At 64.1% G+C, this 19,384-nt stretch carries 18 protein-coding genes; 7 read left to right on the top strand and 11 right to left on the bottom strand.

Features of this window, described 5'->3' with window-relative positions:
* The first annotated feature begins 34 nt into the window (after nt 1–34).
* Entirely contained in the window at nt 35–1,486 is a 1,452-nt protein-coding gene (locus HDG37_RS29340; RefSeq protein WP_184053819.1) for an aldehyde dehydrogenase family protein, read from the top strand.
* A gap of 85 nt (nt 1,487–1,571) precedes the next feature.
* Here the strand turns inward: HDG37_RS29340 and HDG37_RS29335 are convergent, their stop codons facing one another.
* From HDG37_RS29335 to HDG37_RS29320, 4 genes are all read right to left on the bottom strand, one after another.
* The gene (locus tag HDG37_RS29335; RefSeq protein WP_184053726.1) at nt 1,572–2,549 is read right to left on the bottom strand and encodes a 2-dehydropantoate 2-reductase; all 978 of its coding nucleotides are present in this window, start codon (nt 2,547–2,549) and stop codon (nt 1,572–1,574) included.
* Nucleotides 2,550–2,738: 189 nt separating this feature from the next.
* Nucleotides 2,739–3,359: a LysE family translocator gene (locus tag HDG37_RS29330; protein ID WP_184053723.1), complete on the bottom strand. Its 621-nt coding sequence runs from the start codon at nt 3,357–3,359 to the stop codon at nt 2,739–2,741.
* Nucleotides 3,360–3,468: 109 nt separating this feature from the next.
* Nucleotides 3,469–4,050: a hypothetical protein gene (locus HDG37_RS29325; RefSeq protein ID WP_184053720.1), complete on the bottom strand. Its 582-nt coding sequence runs from the start codon at nt 4,048–4,050 to the stop codon at nt 3,469–3,471.
* Nucleotides 4,051–4,200: 150 nt separating this feature from the next.
* A complete protein-coding gene (locus HDG37_RS29320; RefSeq protein ID WP_260335115.1) occupies nt 4,201–4,842 on the bottom strand; it encodes a YigZ family protein in 642 nt (213 codons plus the stop codon).
* 113 nt (nt 4,843–4,955) lie between these two features.
* Here HDG37_RS29320 and HDG37_RS29315 point away from each other — a divergent pair, with 113 nt between their 5' ends.
* Nucleotides 4,956–5,582 carry a LysE family translocator gene (locus tag HDG37_RS29315; RefSeq protein WP_184053717.1) on the top strand — a complete coding sequence of 209 codons (627 nt, stop codon included), beginning with the start codon at nt 4,956–4,958 and terminating at the stop codon, nt 5,580–5,582.
* 111 nt (nt 5,583–5,693) lie between these two features.
* Nucleotides 5,694–6,323 carry a 2-hydroxychromene-2-carboxylate isomerase gene (locus HDG37_RS29310; protein WP_184053713.1) on the top strand — a complete coding sequence of 210 codons (630 nt, stop codon included), beginning with the start codon at nt 5,694–5,696 and terminating at the stop codon, nt 6,321–6,323.
* Nucleotides 6,324–6,339: 16 nt separating this feature from the next.
* On the opposite strand, the gene HDG37_RS29305 is transcribed toward HDG37_RS29310, so the two are convergent.
* Nucleotides 6,340–6,594, bottom strand: coding sequence for a DUF2866 domain-containing protein (locus tag HDG37_RS29305; protein ID WP_090809319.1), 255 nt, complete (start codon nt 6,592–6,594; stop codon nt 6,340–6,342).
* Nucleotides 6,595–6,936: 342 nt separating this feature from the next.
* Here HDG37_RS29305 and HDG37_RS29300 point away from each other — a divergent pair, with 342 nt between their 5' ends.
* Entirely contained in the window at nt 6,937–8,052 is a 1,116-nt protein-coding gene (locus tag HDG37_RS29300) for a diguanylate cyclase (RefSeq protein WP_184053710.1), read from the top strand.
* A 27-nt stretch (nt 8,053–8,079) separates the two neighbouring features.
* On the opposite strand, the gene HDG37_RS29295 is transcribed toward HDG37_RS29300, so the two are convergent.
* Nucleotides 8,080–9,819, bottom strand: coding sequence for a penicillin-binding protein 2 (locus HDG37_RS29295; protein WP_184053706.1), 1,740 nt, complete (start codon nt 9,817–9,819; stop codon nt 8,080–8,082).
* Nucleotides 9,820–10,140: 321 nt separating this feature from the next.
* Nucleotides 10,141–11,682: a methyl-accepting chemotaxis protein gene (locus tag HDG37_RS29290; protein WP_184053703.1), complete on the bottom strand. Its 1,542-nt coding sequence runs from the start codon at nt 11,680–11,682 to the stop codon at nt 10,141–10,143.
* 549 nt (nt 11,683–12,231) lie between these two features.
* On the opposite strand from HDG37_RS29290, the gene aepX reads away from it, so the two are divergent.
* Genes aepX through HDG37_RS29275 form a run of 3 tightly spaced genes read left to right on the top strand, consistent with a single transcriptional unit; the run spans nt 12,232 to nt 16,213 of the window.
* Nucleotides 12,232–13,962: a phosphoenolpyruvate mutase gene (gene aepX / locus HDG37_RS29285; RefSeq protein ID WP_184053700.1), complete on the top strand. Its 1,731-nt coding sequence runs from the start codon at nt 12,232–12,234 to the stop codon at nt 13,960–13,962.
* The gene (aepY, locus tag HDG37_RS29280; protein ID WP_184053697.1) at nt 13,959–15,122 is read left to right on the top strand and encodes a phosphonopyruvate decarboxylase; all 1,164 of its coding nucleotides are present in this window, start codon (nt 13,959–13,961) and stop codon (nt 15,120–15,122) included. The genes aepX and aepY overlap by 4 nt, the downstream gene beginning before the upstream one ends.
* 23 nt (nt 15,123–15,145) lie before the next feature.
* Nucleotides 15,146–16,213 carry a 2-aminoethylphosphonate aminotransferase gene (locus tag HDG37_RS29275; RefSeq protein ID WP_184053694.1) on the top strand — a complete coding sequence of 356 codons (1,068 nt, stop codon included), beginning with the start codon at nt 15,146–15,148 and terminating at the stop codon, nt 16,211–16,213.
* Between the two features lie 45 nt (nt 16,214–16,258).
* On the opposite strand, the gene HDG37_RS29270 is transcribed toward HDG37_RS29275, so the two are convergent.
* The 4 genes from HDG37_RS29270 to HDG37_RS29255 all read right to left on the bottom strand — a co-directional run bounded on the left by HDG37_RS29270 (nt 16,259) and on the right by HDG37_RS29255 (nt 19,330).
* Complete coding sequence (locus tag HDG37_RS29270; RefSeq protein ID WP_008921009.1) at nt 16,259–16,411, bottom strand: hypothetical protein; 153 nt, start codon at nt 16,409–16,411, stop codon at nt 16,259–16,261.
* Between the two features lie 129 nt (nt 16,412–16,540).
* Nucleotides 16,541–17,248 (bottom strand): PIG-L deacetylase family protein, encoded by a 708-nt coding sequence (locus HDG37_RS29265; RefSeq protein WP_184010585.1) that lies wholly within the window; start codon nt 17,246–17,248, stop codon nt 16,541–16,543.
* Between the two features lie 289 nt (nt 17,249–17,537).
* Nucleotides 17,538–18,263, bottom strand: coding sequence for an alpha/beta fold hydrolase (locus tag HDG37_RS29260; protein WP_184053691.1), 726 nt, complete (start codon nt 18,261–18,263; stop codon nt 17,538–17,540).
* 143 nt (nt 18,264–18,406) lie between these two features.
* Entirely contained in the window at nt 18,407–19,330 is a 924-nt protein-coding gene (locus tag HDG37_RS29255; protein ID WP_184053688.1) for a LysR family transcriptional regulator, read from the bottom strand.
* Nucleotides 19,331–19,384: the final 54 nt, after the last annotated feature.

Here is a 19,384-nt window from a genome sequence, read left to right as displayed (position 1 = left end):
CAACCACATAACGTCCTACTCAAGGAGCTTCATGATGGAAATCCAGACCGATCTCAGGCACCATGATCTGCTGATCGACGGCAAGCGCATGCCGCCAGGCACCGGAGAATATTCCGTCGACATCAACCCCGCGACCGAGGAGCCGATCGCACGGGTGGCGCAAGGCAGCGCCGCCGACGTCGATGCCGCGGTGCGCGCCGCGCGCGGCGCATTGAAAGTATGGAATTCGATTCGGGCCGCCGAACGCGGGCGCATCCTGCAACGTCTCGCGGGCCTGATGCGAGAGAACATGGAAGAACTCGCCGCGCTCGAAAGTCTCGACGGCGGCAAGCCGATTGGCGCGGTGATGCGTCAGGACGTGCCCGCCGCGATCGATACCGTCGAATACTACGCAGGCTGGTGCGACAAGATCAACGGCCAGGTGGTGCCGACGCGTCCCGATGCATTGACCTATACGTTGCGCGAACCTGTCGGCGTGGTCGCCGCAATCGTGCCGTGGAATTTTCCGCTGATGATCGGCATGTGGAAGATCGCGCCCGCGCTCGCATGCGGTTGCACGCTGATCGTCAAGCCCGCCGAGATCACGCCGCTCACCGCGTTGCGCATCGGCGAGCTGGCGCTCGAAGCGGGCGTGCCGCCGGGTGTGCTCAACATCGTCACCGGCAAAGGCAGCGTGGTGGGCGACGCGATGGTCTCGCATCCCGGTATCGACAAGGTCACGTTCACCGGTTCGCCTTCGGTCGGACGAGGCATCCTGCAGGGCGCGGCGGGCAACTTCAAACGCGTGACGCTGGAACTCGGCGGCAAGTCTGCCAACGTGATTTTTGCCGACGCGAATCTCGACAATGCGGTGCGAGCCGCGGCGTCGGGCGTGTTCTTCAATACGGGGCAAGTGTGCTCCGCCGGGTCGCGGATACTCGTGCATCGCGACGTGTATGACGAAGTGGTCGAGCGTCTGGCCACGCGCGCGAAGTCGATCAAGGTCGGCGATCCCGCGCTGCGCGAAACGTCGATGGGACCGCTGATTTCGGCCGCGCAGATGAAGACCGTATTGAGCTATGTCGACACGGGACGCTCGGAAGGCGCATCGCTCGTGACGGGTGGCGCGCGCGTCGGTAATCGCGGCTTTTTCGTCGAGCCAACCGTGTTCGCGAATGTCGAGCACGAAATGCGTATTTCGCAGGAAGAAATCTTCGGGCCCGTGGCGAGCGTGATCCGTTTCAACGACGAAGCGGACGCGATCCGAATCGCCAATGGCACGTCGTACAGTCTCGCGGCAGGCGTGTGGAGCGCCGACTTGAGCCGCGTGCATCGCGTGGCGCGCGACCTGAAGGCGGGCACGGTGTGGATCAACACCTACGGCTATACGGACGTGCGTTTGCCGTGGGGCGGTGCTGGCGATTCGGGCTTCGGTCGCGAGCATGGCGATGTCGCGATCGAGAACTTCACGGAACCGAAGGCGGTGTGGGTGGCGATCGATCAATAGCGGCAAATGCGAAAAAGGATCGGATGCATGGCATCCGATCCTTCAGGTCGTGTTGCACGACGAAAAGGAATTGACGAGTACTCGGTCAATTGCCCTGTAAAGCCATCTTCTCGCGCAATTTGATCAGTGCGAGCACGACGTCGATAGTGGGTGTCGGTTCGGCAACGAGTCGCCCCATTTCCTGCACGACGGTCAATAAAGGATCGATTTCCATCGGCCTGCGGTGCTCGAGATCGACGAGCGTTGATGTCTTGTGCGCACCGACCGCACCCGCGCCATCAATACGTCTTTCCACGTCGACGCGAAAGTGCACGCCGAACTGATCCGCGATTCGCTTCGCTTCGAGCATCATCGTGCGTGAGACCGCGCGCGTGCCCGGGTCACTCGTGAGCACATCGAGCGTTGCATGCGTCAATGCGCTAATCGGGTTGAAGCACAGATTACCCCATAGCTTGAGCCAGATTTCGTCGCGAATGTTGTCGCGAATCGGCGCTTCGAAGCCGGCCGCCTGCATGATCTCGTGCAATTGCTGAATGCGCGGGCTGCTCTCGCCACTGGGTTCGCCGATGGGAAACTTCTTGCCGTACACGTGTTTGATCAGCCCCGGTTCGACGATTTCCGCCGCCGGATAGAGTACGCAGCCAATCGCGCGCTCGGGTCCGAGCCTGGTCCATTGCGAACCGTCGGGGTCGACGCTCGTCAGCCGAGTGCCGGCAAAGCGCCCGCCGTGCTGGTAGAAGTACCAATATGGAATGCCGTTCACGCCGGTAACGATCGCCGTGTGCTTGCCGAGTAGCGGTTGCATGGAATCGACCACGCCAGGCAGCGAATGCGCCTTCAGCGTCACGATGACGAAGTCCTGGACGCCGAGTTCGCGTGGATCGGACGTGCAGCGCACCGGCGCGCTGAACGTTTCGCCATCCATGATGAGGCGCGCGCCGTGTTCACGCATCGCGGCCAGATGCGGGCCGCGCGCAATGAAGCTGACGTCCGCGCCGGCGCGTGCCAATTGCACGCCCATTAAACCGCCAATCGCTCCCGCTCCGAAGATGCAGATCTTCATGATGTCGCTCCGTGACGATGAAAAAGCCGTTCGCCCAATGCCGCATTGCAGTCATTCGCGGCCGGTCACGGTTCGAGCATAAGGTGGCGCGACGAATGCTGATAGTTAAAGTTTCTCCGTCGATGTATAAGTTATTCGTTATGACAAGACCGCGATGTGAATGCTGCTTCGACTGTCGGCCTCGATACCTCAGCCGCGCCGAACCAGCAGAAAACTCACGCCGATTGCCGCGAGAAATCCCCCGCAGCAGCGATTGAACCAGCGGCGGATCTGCGCGCGCATCAGCCATTTGCCGAGATACATGCCGGCCCACGAATACAATGCAATCGCCACCCATTCGAGTACTAGAAAGCTCGCGCCGAGCGCGGCGAATTGCGGCAGCATCGGCTGCGCGACGTCGACGAATTGCGGCAGGAACGCGGTAAAAACCAGAATCGCCTTCGGATTGCCCGCCGCCACGAAAAACTCGTGCCTGGCAATGCGCGAGAGCGCGGCCTCCTGGGGTTGCGAGGTATCGATGGCGGGTGCGTCGCTGCGCCACAACTGGATCGCGAGCCAGATCAGATAAGCGGCGCCCGCGAGTTTGATCGCCAGAAAGATCCACTCGGACGCATGCAGCACGACCGCGAGACCGGTCGCGGCCAGTGCGAGCATCATCGCGAAGGCGAGCAGCCGGCCGCTGCCGCCGACGAACGCTTTCATGAAGCCATGACGCGCGGCCACGTTGATCGAAAGCAGGTTGTTGGGCCCGGGTGCGAGGTTGATGGCGAAGCAGGCGGGTAAAAAGAATAGCCAGGCGGTAAGGGACATGACGGCTTGCATTCCGAACGGGAGATCACGATGCACCGCGCGGAGGATCGCGCGCGCTGCGTTACCGGGATTGTAGCGAAACCGCGCCGCGCCTCGGCTGGCCGCGTGCTCAGTTCACCGCCTTGATAAAGCCCGGATCGCCAATCAATGTCTCGACGCTGAGCTTGACCGTGTCTTCGATCGCGATCGTGTTGCTGGTGAATTTCGGCGACTTCTGCTTCACGGTGCGCGTGGACGTGTACATGACTTTTTGGGTCGCCGCATCGATAACCACGTAGTGCATCTTCAGCGTCCACAGCGCCGGCGAGCGCGTATCGTCCACCGTGAAGGTTTCGATGCTGCCGCTGAGCACGCGTTTGTTGTCGTCGATACGAAAACCGGCCACTCGCAGACTATTCGCGACGCCATTGCGCACCACGAGGCTGACGTCCTCCTTCAGCACGAGCCCGGTCATCCCGGTATTTTCGATGCGGTTCGGCGAGATATGACCGTCGCGCGCGGGCAGATACGCGAAGTCGCGTGCAGGGGCGACGCTGAGCGAGCCGGTGCCGTGGGTCTTCGTGTGCGTTGCGCTGGCGCTGCTGTTCAGGCCGAACCATGACCACGAGCACGCGGAAAGCAGCGTGGGCAGCAGTATGGCGCCGCAGCCCTTGAGCACGACGGATCTCAACGGCGAACGCGCAGCAGCCATGCGGGAGAAAGCGGCGGTCGAAGTCAGAGGGGTTGCCCTTTTCAGTGGAGTCATGCCGGTGAAGAACAGCATGGTAGCAGCGAACCGGACCGTCGAACTTTCAAACGGATGTTTCCGGAATTGCCCGCGTCAGGCCCGGACCTGAGCCGTTCAGAAAAAGCCGGCCTTTCCTTGCGTGATATCGATCAGCGTTGCCTTGGCGTCGTCGAGTGCGTTGGCGGGCACGCGCATCGTCATCTTCACCAGCATGCCGTAGGCGCTGTCCACGAGCGCATAGCCTTCGGCGTCCATCCATCGACGGACTTTGGCTTCGTCGGCATAACTCACTTCGACGCCCAGCAACACCTGGGCAATCCTCTCGACGCGCGGCGCGTCGAGCAGCGCGGACGCGATCGCATCGGTGTACGCGCGCACCAGACCGCCCGCGCCGAGCTTCACACCGCCGTAATAGCGCACGACCGCCGCAAGCACGCCATCCAGATCGTGATGCCGCAGCACTTCGAGAATCGGCCGACCGGCGGTGCCGGACGGTTCGCCGTCGTCGGACATGCCGGACTGGCCGCCCGCGAGCAGCGCCCAGCACACATGCGTCGCGGCAGGATGTTCGTGGCGCAGACGCTGCAATTCGGCCATCGCGGCATCGCGATCGGCGACCGGGATCGCATGCGCGATGAAGCGGCTCTTGCGAATCTCGAGTTCCGCGCTCAGTGGCGCGGGCAGGGTATAGGTGGGCAAGGCGGAAACGTCGGTGGATGAAAAGAAGCACGCGGTAGGCGGCGCGATGTCCCTCATGGTAACGGATCGTCGGTGCCAGCGAGGCGCAAGGGCAGCTTCGCGGGTTCGTCTACAATGGTCCGCTGAGAGCGCGCCCATCATTTAGACCCCGCGCGTCGCAAGGAGACGACATGCTCGACCTATCCACGTTGGGGACCTTCGTTGCCGTCGTGCTCGGGCTCTTTCTGATTCCAGGCCCGGCCGTGCTGCTAGTTTTGACGCGCACCATGCACGGCGGACGTAAAGCCGGCATTCTGACCGGTCTCGGTATCGCAGCCGGCGATTTCGTGCATACGCTGGGCGCCGCGGTTGGCCTCTCCGCGCTGCTGATGACGTCCGCGCTGGCCTTCAATGCGGTGAAATTCGTCGGTGCCGCGTATCTCGTCTATCTGGGCATTCGCGCGTTGCGCGAAAAGCAGGCGAGTGCGCACCTGCCGGTCGTCGCGCCGGTGTCGGGTTGGAAGGCGTTCTTGCAGGCGATTCCCGCCGAAGTGCTGAACCCGAAGACCGCGCTGTTTTTCCTTGCGTTTCTGCCGCAATTCGTGCGCCCCGAACATGGCTCGACGTTTCTGCAGTTCGCGACACTCGGGCTGATTTTCGTTGCCATGAGCGCGCTTTATACGACGCTGATCGTCCTGACGATGCGGCCGCTGGGCAAACTCGTGAAGCGTTTGACGTGGTTGACGCGCTGGCAGAACAAGCTCATCGGTGTGCTGTTCATTTCGCTCGGCCTGCGCGTGGCAGTGCAAACACGCTGAGTCCTGAAGCGCGAGTTCAGGACGACGTCAGCAGGATCAGCGACCCAACGACGCGACTGTTAAGCATTGCAAGGCGACGATGCCATGGCACGCCCGATTCAGGAGACAGCGATGAATGAAGACGCAACTTCGACGGCGCGCGCAATCGAGTTCTGGTTCGACTTCGGCAGCAACTACAGCTATCTGAGCATGATGCGGATCGAAGCGTTGGCGGCCGCGCGCAACGTGACGATCGTCTGGCGGCCGTTTCTGCTCGGTCCGGTATTTCGCCAGCTCGGTTTCGACAACTCGCCCTTCGTACTGCAGAAAGAAAAAGGCGCGTACGTGTGGAAAGACATGGAGCGTCAATGCCGCAAATACGGCATTGCGCTCAAGCGCCCCAGCACGTTTCCGCGCGCGGCGCTTCTCGCGATGCGTGTCGCGCTGCTGGGTGCGAACGAGCCGTGGATCGGTGCCTGGTGCCGCAAGATCATGCAGTTGAATTTCGTCGACGACCGCGACATCGGTTCAATCGATGTCGTCAGTCACGCGCTCGACTCGCTTGGCTTACCGGCGCAGAGCGTGATCGACGCCGCGCAAAGCGATGCGAACAAGCTCCGCTTGCGCGAGCAGACCGAACGGGCCATCAACAAGGGGATTTTCGGTGCGCCGACGTTTTTTGTCGGCGGGGAGATGTTCTGGGGCAATGACAGGCTGGAGGACGCGTTGGACCACTGCGACGCGATCGCGGCGCGTCATTGAACGTCAGCGGGAGCGCTTAATCAGCCTGCTGGCAGAAGCGCCGACCCGGCACGTGAGAGACCACGGCCTGGGCGATTTCGAGCGGAGTACTTTCGGCGGGAACGACGCGACGGCTCGGTTCGGGCGCGTGCTTCATCGTCCATTCGACGAGCCGGTATGAACGGCCCCATGGCGGTTGCAGCGGATCGGAGACCTTGCAGGAATGAATCTGGCGAGTCCATTCATGGCCGGGCATCGCACGCAGGTGTTCGACTACCATCTCTTCAACCATGATTTACCTCCTTCTTGTGCGCGTAACCGTTTTCGGTCGCGCTTCTGGCACCCCTCAAGAAAAAGCGCCGCCGATGTTCTGGCGGCTCAACAGGGGATGTGCCACATACTTGCAGGGAACAATTAAGCGAAACTTAAGAACCGCAATCATTACGCAAACGGATCTCATTGCGTGTAAGCGAGTGCAAGTGAATGCAAGCGAGAGCTGACAACAGTGGGCATGAACGCTGGCAGGCCGGCCGACACGTCGCGAGCCTGCCCTCAAGACGCCGGCGGATCGGCCGTTATCAGTAGAGTTGGGGCGTCGACCCCGCTTCGCCTTCAGGGCCGCCTTACTGATACCGTGACGAATCTCGCCCAAACGCCGCTTGCCGAGCGCCTTCGCTCGCTCGTCGACACCGTGCAGCACAACGAGCGCACGTTGCGCCGCTTCCAGAACGTCGAGTTGCGGTTGATCGGCGCGCAGGATTTCGCATCGTTTCTCGATACGTTGTTCAGCCATCTGCCGCGGGAGTTCTCGCTCGCGAACGTGGTGCTGTGGCTCGACGAGCGCGCGCCAATGCTGCTCGAACTGCTCGAGCCGGGCAACCTGCGCGCGCTCGATCATGCGCAGCTGAAGACGTCGCGCGAGGGCGGTCTCGTCGCGCAATCCTTGTGCGAAGACGATCGGCCGTGGCTCGGCCGCCCTGGCGAACTCGACGACGACACGCGCCGCGCGTTCTTCGGTGCCGCGCCAGCTCACGTGCCGGCCAGCGCGATCCTGCTGCCGCTCGCCGCGGGCACGAGCGTCAGCGGCTATCTATGCCTCGGCAGCGACGACCCCGCGCGCTTCGGCGCAGGCATGGCCACCGACATTCTCGAGCGCTTCGCGAGCATCGTCACCGCGAGTCTCGACAACGTCGCGCATCGCGAGCGGCTCAAGCAGCTCGGCATGACCGACTCGCTGACCGGCCTCGCGAATCGCCGCTATTTCGACGAACGGCTGCGCGAGGAGTTGATGCGCGCGGCCCGTTATCGCGTGCCGGTCGCGTGTCTTTTCATCGATATCGATGGTTTCAAGCGCATCAACGATAGCCACGGCCATCAGACCGGCGACCGCGCGCTCGCGGCGGTGGCCGCCTGCGTGCGACAGCAGGTGCGGCTTGGCGACACCGTCGCGCGCTATGGCGGCGAGGAGTTCGCCGCGCTGCTGCAAGGCGATCGCAGCGACGCGTTGACCGTCGCGGAACGCGTGCGGCGTGCGGTCGAGAATCTCGACGTGCGCGACGAGCACGGCGAGCTCATTGCATTGACCGTGTCGATCGGCGTGGCCGGGCGCGTGGTCGCCGGCAGCCCGGCCGAGGCGATGTCGCTCGGTCAGGCGTTGATGGACGAGGCCGATCGCGCGATGTATCAGGCCAAGCGCAACGGCCGCAATCGTATCGAGGCGCAGGTCGATGCGCTCGATGAGCAGGGCTGATCGACCGTAACTAACACTAACTACGCGTCACACTCCTGCCGCATCCGGCGGCACCCCGAGCAGCTGCAACGCGCCGCCCATCACGCCGCTGAACACCGGTCCAGCGACCGTGCCGCCATAGAACGCCTTGCCAGCCGGATCGTCGATCATCACGGCGACGATCAGGCGCGGATCGCTCATCGGCGCCATGCCGACGAACAGCGCGCGGTAGCGGTTCTTCGCGTAGCCCGCGCCGATCTGCTTGCGCGCGGTGCCGGTCTTGCCGCCGATGCGGTAACCCGCCACGGTCGCGGCGCGTCCGGTGCCGCCGTCGCCCGTGGCCATTTCGAGCATGTTGCGGATCGCGCGCGCGGTGCCGGGCGTCGTGACCGATTCGCCGCGCTCGGCGAACGACGCGGGGCCGTCCGCGTCGAGCGGCTCGCGCAGCAGGCTCACGCGCCTCAGCGCGCCGTCGCCGGCATAGGCGGTGTAGATCTGCGCGATTTGCAGCAGCGATACCGACAGCCCGTAGCCATATGCCATCGTGGCCTGTTCGATCGGGCGCCAGCGTTTATATGGCCGCAGCTTGCCGGCGGCCACGCCAGGGAAGGGCAGCTCGGGCTTCAGACCGAGCCCGTATTGCCGATACTTGGTCCAGATCGTCTCGGCCGGCAGATTCAGCGCGAGCTTTGCCAGCGCGATATTGCTCGACTTCTGCACCGCCTCGGCGACCGTCATCGCGCCGTGATTCGACGTGTCGTGAATCACGGCCGGGCCGATCCGATACCAGCCGGGCGCGGTATCGATGATGCTCTGCGGCCGCACCTTGCCTTCGTCGATCGACAGTGCGACGACCACCGGCTTGATCGTCGAGCCCGGTTCGAACGTGTCGATCACCGCGCGGTTGCGCAACTGCCGGCCGGACAGGTGCGTGCGGTCGTTCGGATCGAAGCTCGGGTAGTTGGCGAGCGCGAGGATCTCGCCGTTGCGCGCATCGAGCACGACCACGCTGCCCGCTTCGGCGCGGTGCTGCGCGATCGCGGCTTTGAGCTGTGTGTATGCGAGTTGCTGGATGCGCCGGTCGATCGTCAGCTGGATCGTGGCGCCGTTGCGCGCGGGCACGAGCGGCCGCGTCTCCGAGATCACGCGGCCGAGCCGGTCGCGGATCACCTCGCGGTGGCCGGGCACGCCTTGCAACTGCGCATTGGCGGCGAGTTCGACGCCTTCCTGGCCGTTGTCCTCGATGTCGGTGAAGCCGACCACGTGCGCGGCCGACTCGCCCTCGGGATAAAAGCGTTTGGTGTCGCCGATCTGCGTGATCCCGGCGAGCCCGAGGCGCGACAGATGCCCGGCAGTGTCGGCATCGACCTGGCGCTTGAGCAGCACGAAGCTGCGCTCGCCGTTCAGACGCCGACGCAGTTCCGCGAGCGGCAGATCGAGCAGCTTTGCCAGCGGCGCGAACGCGCTTTCGTCGACGAGCTTCGGCGTGGCCCAGATTTCATAGGTCGCGAGACTGACCGCGAGCAGCGAACCATTGCGATCGACGATCCGGCCGCGCGTCGCGTCGAGTTCGAGCAGGCGCTGATAGCGCTTCTGCCCCTGGTCGACGTAGAAGTCCTGATTCACGACCTGCACCCAGAACGCGCGGAGCGCGAGCGTCGCGAACGCGCCGAACACGAGCAGCACGACGAACTTCGAGCGCCACGCGGGTAGTCGCGCATCGAGCAGCGGGTTCTTCGCGGCCAAGGCATAGGGATCGGACGACGGCGGTTTTTTCTGGCGGATCATGGCGGCGGGCAGCGGACCTCATGTACTTTCGATTGAACGAGGCCGCCAAAGCCACGAGGCCTGGCGGCAAGGACTGTCGCCGGGCCGATTGTAAATAAAACGTAATTTAAATGCGAGGAGTGTGAAAGGAGGTGCGTTCGAGCTGGAGCAAAGGCGAGCCGAGCCGAAGCTTGATAACGAAAAGCCGCGCGGACTTGCAAAATCCGCGCGGCTGATTCGTTCGATTGATGCGTCGACTCCGACGCGGCGTGTTGAATAGGCGCTCCCTGCCTGTGGGGCGCCTTCTTTTTTCGCGCCCGTTGCGGGCGCGGCGGGGCAAGCTCAAGCCGGCAACGCGAAACTCGCAATCGCGTCGCGCAACACGCCGACCTGGTCCTTCAGCGAATGCGCGGCGGCCGCGGCCTGTTCGACCAGTGCCGCATTCTGCTGCGTGACCTGATCCATCTCGCCGACCGCGCGATTGACCTGTTCGATGCCCGCGCTCTGCTCGCGCGACGCGTGGCTGATTTCTTCGAGGATCTCGTTGACCCGCCGCACCGACTGCACGATCTCGCCCATCGTCGCGCCCGCGTTGGCGACCAGTGACGAGCCGGTCTCGACGGTATCGGTCGAGGTTTCGATCAGCGCCTTGATCTCCTTGGCGGCCGTCGCCGAGCGCTGCGCGAGGCTGCGCACTTCGGCCGCGACCACCGCGAAGCCACGACCCTGTTCGCCGGCGCGAGCCGCCTCGACGGCGGCATTCAGCGCGAGGATATTGGTTTGGAACGCGATGCCGTCGATCACGCCGATGATGTCGCCGATCTGCCGCGAACTCGCGGTGATCTCGCCCATCGTGCGCACCACGTCGTCGACCACGCGGCTGCCGCGCGTCGCGACGTTCGCTGCGTCGCTCGCGAGTTGCGCGGCCTGGGTCGCGCTGTCCGCGTTCTGCTTCACGTTCACCGTCATCTGATCCATGCTCGACGCGGTTTGCACGAGCGCCGCCGCCTGCTCCTCGGTGCGCTGCGACAGGTCGGTGTTGCCCGCTGCGATTTCGGTCGCGCCGACGTTGATGTTCTCGGTGCCCTGGCGCACTCGCGAGACCGTGTCGACGAGTCCCGCCTGCATCGTGCGCAGCGCATGCAGCAGGCTGCTTTGGTCGTGCGGCTCGATCGGCACCGGCGTCGCGAGGTTGCCTTGCGCCATCAACCGGGCGTGCTCGACGGCCACTTCGAGTTCGCCGCCGAGCGAGCGGCGGATGCTGCGCAGCACGACCAGCATCACGGCCGTAGAGAGCGCACCGAGCGTGACGGTGATCGCGAGCCAGCGCAGCAGGTTGCGATAGAACGCGCTTTGCACGTCGTCCATGTACATGCCGGTCACGAGGTACCAGTCCCACGGCGCGAAGTGCATCGAGTAGCTGGTCTTCGCGACGGGCTGCTCGCTGCCGGGCTTGGCCCACAAATAATCGACGAAGCCGCCGCCGTCGTGATTGCCCGAGTTGACGATATCGACGAACAGATGATTGCCGGCCGGATCGGTGAACTGCGCGAGGTTCTTGCCGATCAGTTCGGGCTTGATCGGATGCATCAGCATGACCGGCTGCGAGTCGTTGATCGACAAATAGCCGTTCTTGCCGTAGCGCATCGCGCCGAGCGTCGCGAGCGCCTGCTTTTTCGCGTCGTCCTCGGACAGCGCATGCTGCTGGGCGAGCGAGTAGTAGTGGCCGACGACGTGGTTTGCCTCTTCGATCAACGAGCGCAATTGCTCGCGTCGGTCCGAGATCATCGATGCGCGGTTCTGCCACGCGCCGAACGCGCCGATCAGGATCAGGCCGACCCACAGAACGGCGATCATGGACGCCAGTTTTCGGTTCAGAGTCATAGCGATGGGAATAGGCGTTTTGGCCAGTAAGGTCCATTGAATTGCGGTGGGATGCCGCTCGCTGTGTTTACGGCGCGAAATGGCGTTGATCGAGACAGGGAAAACCCGCTGTTCGACATCGCTATTCGTCCGATTAATAAGTGGATTTATTGAATGTTTTAGCGGCGTTCATGCGCTCAATTCGAAAAAGACTTTTGGGCATTATTCGCGAATCTGAATTAACTGGCGATTTTAGGTAAATCGAAGCGATTGAAAAATGCGCGAGAAAATCGACATGAAAAATGCTGGCGCTGGTCTGCGTAAAACCTGCTGAGCCCAATCCAGGAAGGCTCGCACCAACATCCCACAAAACGCCAATCAAATCCAAAAAATCCCGTTAAATGATCACGCATGCAAAAAACAACACATTTTTCCACTTAAGCGCAACCACGAAAGACCGCTGAGACCTTCAAAGACTCGTCATAAAAAATTCCGCTATAGTCGCCCTTTTCCGATTGCCAGCCTGGCATCGAAAAACGCCAATAAGCCCGCCACCTGGAGTCCCGAAGAATGAATGCACGCGATCCCGCTTTCGTTTCCCAGTCCCGCAGCGCGCGCCTGCGCCAGATGCTCGTCAGCAGCGAACTCGAATTCATGATGGAGGCGCATAACGGCCTGTCCGCGCGCATCGTTCGCGAAGCTGGGTTCAAGGCGATCTGGGGCTCGGGCCTCGCGATCTCCGCGCAGTTCGGCGTGCGCGACAACAACGAGGCGAGCTGGACGCAGGTGGTCGATACGCTCGAATTCATGGCCGACGCGAGCGATCTGCCGATCCTGCTCGACGGCGACACCGGCTACGGCAACTTCAACAATGTGCGCCGCCTCGTGCGCAAGCTCGAACAGCGCGGCATCGCCGGTGTGTGCATCGAGGACAAGCAGTTTCCGAAGACCAACAGCTTCATCAACGGCGAGGCGCAGCCGCTTGCCGATATCGACGAATTCTGCGGCAAGATCAAGGCGGGCAAGGACTCGCAGAACGACGAGCATTTCTCGATCGTCGCACGCGTCGAGGCGCTGATCGCGGGCTGGGGCATGGACGAAGCGCTGCGCCGCGCGCAAGCGTACGCCCAAGCTGGTGCCGATGCGATCCTGATTCACAGCAAGCTGTCGCGCCCCGACGAGATTCTCGAATTCGCGCGCGAATGGGCCGGGCGCGCGCCGCTCGTGATCGTGCCGACCAAGTACTACAGCACGCCGACCGAGGTGTTCCGCGAAGCGGGCATCAGCACCGTGATCTGGGCGAACCATCTGATCCGCGCGGCGACCTCGGCGATGCAGGCCGTCGCGAAGGAAATCCATTCGAGCGAGACGCTCATCAACGTCGAGGACAGCATCGCGGCCGTCAACGAAATCTTCCGTTTGCAGAACGCCGACGAATATTCGGAAGCCGAAGACCGCTATCTATCGAGCGGCCGGGCGGCCGGCTCGGCCGTCGTGCTCGCCGCGAGCCGCGGCAAAGGCCTTGAAGCGGTGACCGGGGACCGTCCGAAGGTGATGCTGCCGATCGCCGGCAAACCGCTGCTGCGCTGGCTCGTCGACGCGTTCAAGAAGCAGGGCGTCAACGACATCACCGTGGTCGGCGGCTATCGCGCCGACGCGATCGATACCGCGGGCATCCGCCTCGTGGTCAACGAGCAGCACGCGCAGACCGGCGAGCTTGCCTCGCTCGCGTGCGCACTCGACCACCTGACCGGCGACACGGTCATTTCGTACGGCGACCTGCTGTTTCGCAGCTACATCCTGCGCGATCTGGTGGAAAGCGAGGCCGCGTTCAGCGTGGTCGTCGATTCGTCGCTGACCGATGCGGAGAACGCGAGCGTGCGCGATTTCGCGTGGTGCTCGGCCGCCGACGACCGCGGTCTGTTCGGCAACAAGATCGTGTTGCGGCATGTCGCGGGCGGGCGGGAGCAGTCGTCGGCGGCGGGCGTCGCCCCAGTGCCGCATGGCCGCTGGGTGGGTCTGCTGAACGTGCGCGGCGCGGGTCGCGAGCGCCTGCGGGCGGTCATGCGCGAGTTGCGCACGCGCGACGATTTCGCGTCGCTCGACATGCCCGCGCTGCTGAACGCGTTGATCGAAGCGGGCGAGTCGATCGAGGTGCAATACGTGCACGGCCACTGGCGCGGCGTCAACGATCTCGACGATTTCCGCCGCGCGGGCGACTTCGCGCACGCGCAGGCGCCTTTCGCGACGGCCGTCGGCGGCGGGGCGACGACGAACGATGCACACGGAGGCGCGCAATGATCGAAGCAGCACAGTTCGTCGAGGCGGCGCGCGAGCGCGGTTTCGACTGGTACGCGGGCGTGCCGTGCTCGTATCTGACGCCGTTCATCAACTACGTGCTGCAGGACGAGTCGCTGCACTACGTGTCGGCGGCCAACGAGGGCGACGCGGTCGCGCTGATCGCCGGCGTTACGCTCGGCGCGAAAAACGGCCGCCGCGGCATCTCGATGATGCAGAACTCCGGGCTCGGCAACGCGGTCAGCCCGCTGACGTCGCTGACGTGGACCTTCCGCCTGCCGCAACTGCTGATCGTCACGTGGCGCGGCCAGCCCGGCGTCGCCGACGAGCCGCAGCACGCGCTGATGGGCCCGATCACACCGGCGATGCTCGACACGATGGAAATTCCGTGGGAGACGTTCCCGACCGAGGCCGACGCGATCGGTCCGGCGCTCGATCGCGCGATCGCGCACATGGACGCAACCGGCCGTCCGTACGCGCTCGTGATGCAGAAGGGCAGCGTTGCGCCGTATGAACTGAGGGACGGCGGCGCGCCCAGGCGGCGCACGCCGGTCGAGCCTCGCGCGCGGTTTCGCGACAGCGCCGCGAACGAACTCGTGACGCGCCACGACGCGCTGCAAAAGGTGATCGCGCATACGCCGCTCGACTCGACGGTGGTGCTCGCGTCGACCGGCTTTTGCGGCCGCGAACTCTATGCGATCGACGATCGCGCGAACCAGCTATACATGGTCGGCTCGATGGGCTGCGTGACGCCGCTCGCGCTCGGCCTCGCGCTCGCGCGCCCCGATCTGCGCGTGGTCGCGCTCGACGGCGACGGCGCCGCACTGATGCGCATGGGCGTGTTCGCGACGCTCGGCGCGTACGGCCCGTCGAACCTCACGCACGTGCTGCTCGATAACGGTGCGCACGACTCGACCGGCGGCCAGGCGACGGTATCGTCGCAGGTGTCGTTCGCGGGCGTGGCGGCCGCGTGCGGTTACGCGTCGGCGGTGGAGAGCGACGATCCTGCGATCATCGACGAGCTGTTCGCGGCGCCGCCGCTCGACGGGCCGCGCTTCGCGCGCCTGACGATCCGCCGCGGCACGCCCGACGGCCTGCCGCGCCCGACCATCACGCCGCCCGATGTGAAGACGCGCCTGATGCGCCACATCGGCGCGATCTGAACCCAACGCCAACAGGAGCGCCCATGCTGCTGCTCAACCCCGGCCCGGTGACGCTCACCGAACGTGTCCGCAACAGCCTGTTGCAGACGGATCTGTGCCATCGCGAGAGCGAGTTTTTCGATCTCCAGGAAGAGGCGCGCACGCGTCTCGTCGACGTGTACGGGCTCGACCCGAACGAATGGCAGGCAGTACTGATGACCGGCTCCGGCACGGCCGCCGTCGAAAGCATGACAGCCGCGCTGGTGCCGCACAACGGCAAACTGCTGGTCGTCGAAAACGGTGTGTACGGCGAGCGTATCGCGCAGATCGCCGCGCAATACGGCATCGCGCACGAAGCGCTGAAGCACGACTGGATGGACGCGCCCGATCTGGCGAAGATCGCCGACCGGCTCGACGCCGACAAGTCGTTCACGCACGTCGCGGTGATTCATCATGAAACGACCACGGGCCGTCTGAACGACATCGCGGCGCTCGGCGCCTTGTGTCGCGAGCGCGGTCTGCGTCTGCTGGTGGACGGTGTCAGCAGCTTCGGCGCCGAAACGATCGATTTCGCGGACGCGAGCCTCGACGCGCTCGCCGCGACCGCCAACAAGTGCCTGCATGGCGTGCCGGGCGCGTCGTTCGTGCTGGTGCGGCGCGCGGCGCTCGCACACGCGGCGAGCCGCACGTACTACCTCGATCTCGCGCGGCTCGCGCGTTTGCAGGATCAGCGCAACACGCCGTTTACGCCGTCGGTGCACGCGTATTACGCGCTGGTCGAGGCGCTGCGTGAGCTGGCCGACGAAGGCGGCTGGCGCGCGCGTCACGCGCGCTATGCGGCGCTTGCCGAGCAGGTGCGCGCTGGGCTGGCGGCGCGCGGCATCGACAGTGTGTTGCCGGCCGGGCAGTCGTCGGTGGTGTTGCGCGCGTACCGCTTGCCCAACGGTATCGCGTATCCGCAACTGCACGACGCGCTGAAGGCGCGCGGCTTCGTGATCTATGCGGGGCAGGGCGGGCTGTCGGCGGAGCTGTTCCGCATCTCGACGATGGGCAACGTTCACGCGGCCGATATCGACCGCCTGCTGCAGGGCTTCAGCGACTTGATGTGCTGACGCTGCGCCGAGCGGCGCGCCGCGACCGCGCCGCTCGCGGCTCCCTTACACCGGATCCTTGTCCGGCGGCCCGTCAGGCCGCTGCGGCTCCTCGACATGATGCCCCGGCGACGGCGGCACGAGCGGGTCGGCTTCCGGGTCGCGGTTCGGATCGGCGTTCGGGTCGGGAATCGGGCTGGTGTGCATGTCATAGCTCATTGCGTCACCCTTGCGGTTGAAATGCGCGGGTCCGGCCGAAGCGGCTTGATACCGCCGATGTGTGCCGCCGCGTCGGCTATCTGTCTTCAAGCGTAGGCGCTCGCCGCGCTTCCTGCTCGCTCCTTTTTGCTATTTCTTCGCGCGTTTGCGGCCGGCGCTGAGCTGCCAGTAGCGCTCGATCGCGAACACGTCGTCGTAATTACCGGCGCCGAACGCCCGCAACTGGCTCGCGTACGCGTTGACCGCTTCGCGTTTCAGATGCGCGCGGCGCTGCACGTCGATCGTGTGGCCCGCGCTCGGCGTTGCCGGCGTCGCGACGATGCCGCGCTGCGCGAGATCGGCGAGCCGCGCCTGCACCGCGCCCGGCGTGAGCCGGTGAATCGCTTCCTCGTAACCGAACCAGTCCAGATGCGTGAGCCGCGGCAGGATCTCGCAGCACGCTTCGAATACCCGCGCGTGATCGTCGTGATGCAGGCCAAGCGGCATCAGCAGCGTGTTCGCGGTCGTGCGGTAAATCGTTTCCTCCAGCGCCGCGGCCATCTGGCTGATCGACGGCGAGTCGGCGTACTGGCTGTCGCGAAACGGCATGCGCAGCGGGATCGCGTCGAGCACTTCGAGCGCGCGGTTGTCTTCGATCGTGCGTTCGCGGACCGCTTCATGGGCGTTCGCGAAGCCTGCTTTTTCGTCCCACTCCGTGTGCATGTCGTGTTCGGGCGGCGCGGCGAACACGGTGCAGACAGCGGCGTCGGGATGGGCGGCGAGCAAGGCGCCGCAACTGAAGACGGCGTCGTCGAAATGGGGCGAGACGATGAAAAGGCGTGGAGTGGTTTCGCTCATGGGCTTGCGTGTGGGGATTCGAGGCGGCACGGATGAGGCATCGAGGCTGCCGGTCGTCAAGGCGCCGCGTGCGCAAAAAACGTGACGTCACCTCAGCTTAGGCGCAATTGGCGCGGCTTGCGCGCGAAACTTGCGGGGCGCAAGGCGCGTGCCTGAAAGTCCGCGGATCGAACTCTCGATCCGTCCATCCAGTGACGGTCGTGGCTTTCCGGCTCGTCGCGCGCCGCCGTCAGGGGCCCTTGAAGCGCACGTTTTTTGTGTACTTCGCGAATTCTCCGAACACGAGTCCTTATAGCGACGCTCGCTCCAGAAACTTTCTGATCTCGAGAGAGTAGGCGCCAGGGTGCGAAAACCTGAACATGTGACCGGTGCGCGGCATGACGACTTCCCGCGAACCCTTGATGCCGTTCAGCAGGACCCCCGCGGCTTCTTTGCCGATCAGCTTGTCTTCCTCGGGAGTCAGGATCAGCGTGGGGACGTCGATCCTCCTCAGCAAGGCCGTATAGTCCGTCTTCTCGATCGAGCGGATGCGATTGACGTAGGCCTTATGCGAAGTCTCCCTGATGAAGAAGTCGCGGCTCTTTCTGGTTGACCAGGGTATCTCTCCCTCCTCGTCAAACGACGAAGCCAACTGCGCTGCGTGGAATGAAAGAGTTAGCTGTCGATAAAAGGGCCCGGGGAAGAACGGTGCAAGCGCCGCCAGCGTCTTGAGCAAGGGCGAAGCGATCGGGCTCCTGGCAAAACCACCAGAGAGCACGAGGCCTTTCAGGCCCTTCGGCTGCCGCGTCGCAACCGCGATCGAGCAGACCGCGCCATACGAATCGCCAACCAGCACATAGCTCTCGAGGTCCTTCACCTGGTCAGCGATGAAGTCGGCCAACGTTTCCAGCTCGCACACGTCGTCCGGCAAACGAAGTGTACGCATCGGGCGACCCTGCAAGCAGGTCAACTGGTTGAGCTGCCACGGAGCTCCTGCGAAGCAAGGGATCATGACCAGGGTGGGGTCTGTTCTCATGGGGTACTCCGAGCGGTTGAATAATCGACAACCGAACTCTATGTGGCCCGAGGTATTCGATCCAATGGCATTTACACAGCATGTCGATGCACGAGATTCATGGCCCCCTTGTCGCTGCAACCGCGGCAAGCCCCTGCCGATGTTCAGTGGGCGATCATCATGTTGGTAATCCACTGAACGGCGGGTTCGTTGGCGCGCCCTCGGGCTCGAATCACAAGCACCTCCCAGCTCGGTAACGCCAGGGGGAGCTCGAAAAGGCTCAGTTGCGCGGGATCCTGCATCCGGAGTGCGACCCGCTCGGCGATAACCGCAATCGATTGCGAAGCGCCGACCATGAAAGGAGCAGCCAGAAAGCTGGGGCAGGTCGCGCTCACCTTGCGGGTACGACCGACGGCCTCCAGCGCATCGTCGACAGCGCCTCGCGTATCGCCGCGCGGCGAGACCAGAATGTGCGGCAGCCGAGCGAAGTCATCCAGTTCCATGTGCAGCTTCTTGCCTCGCTTGACCAGAGCCGGGTGCCCCTTGCGCGCAATGCCGACGAAACGCTCCTTGTGGACAAGCTGGCAATCGAAACGCTGCGGGATCTGGGCAAAGGAGCCGGACCCTAGCACGATGTCGAGATCGCCGGCGTCCAACATGCGCAACGCGGATTCGCTATTGGCCGGCCTGAGCCTCAGCACGACACCCGGCGCAGCGGCCTGGATCCCGGCCAGAACGGGGGCGATGACGGTCAATATGGCGTGATCAGTGGCCGCCACTGAGAGCATCGCTTGCACGCGAGCTGGATCGAACGGGCCACGTGGACTGGCGACGAGCCTGACCGACTCGAGCACCGCCGCCACTCGCGGCATTAATTCGACGGCCAGCGGCGTCGGCTCGATCCCGCGGGGGTGACGAATGAACAGCTGATCAGCAAAGGCAGTACGCAGCCTCGATAAGGCGTGGCTGGTGGCGGACTGGGACAAATGCAGTCGTTCGGCGGCGCGGCCGACGTGCCTTTCGGTCCAAAGTGCCTCAAGTACAACCAGCAGGTTGAGATCGAAACGCGTCAAATCCAGGGGCTTCATGCCGTATCAGTGTTCCTTTCCTTGTCCGGCAAGATTCTCGATGTCGACCGGCTG

Origin of the sequence: Paraburkholderia sp. MM5384-R2, from assembly GCF_014201025.1 — a bacterium.
Classification (GTDB): domain Bacteria; phylum Pseudomonadota; class Gammaproteobacteria; order Burkholderiales; family Burkholderiaceae; genus Paraburkholderia; species Paraburkholderia tuberum.
Note: the sequence above shows the minus strand (reverse complement) of the source record. Positions and strands in the feature narration are given on the sequence as shown.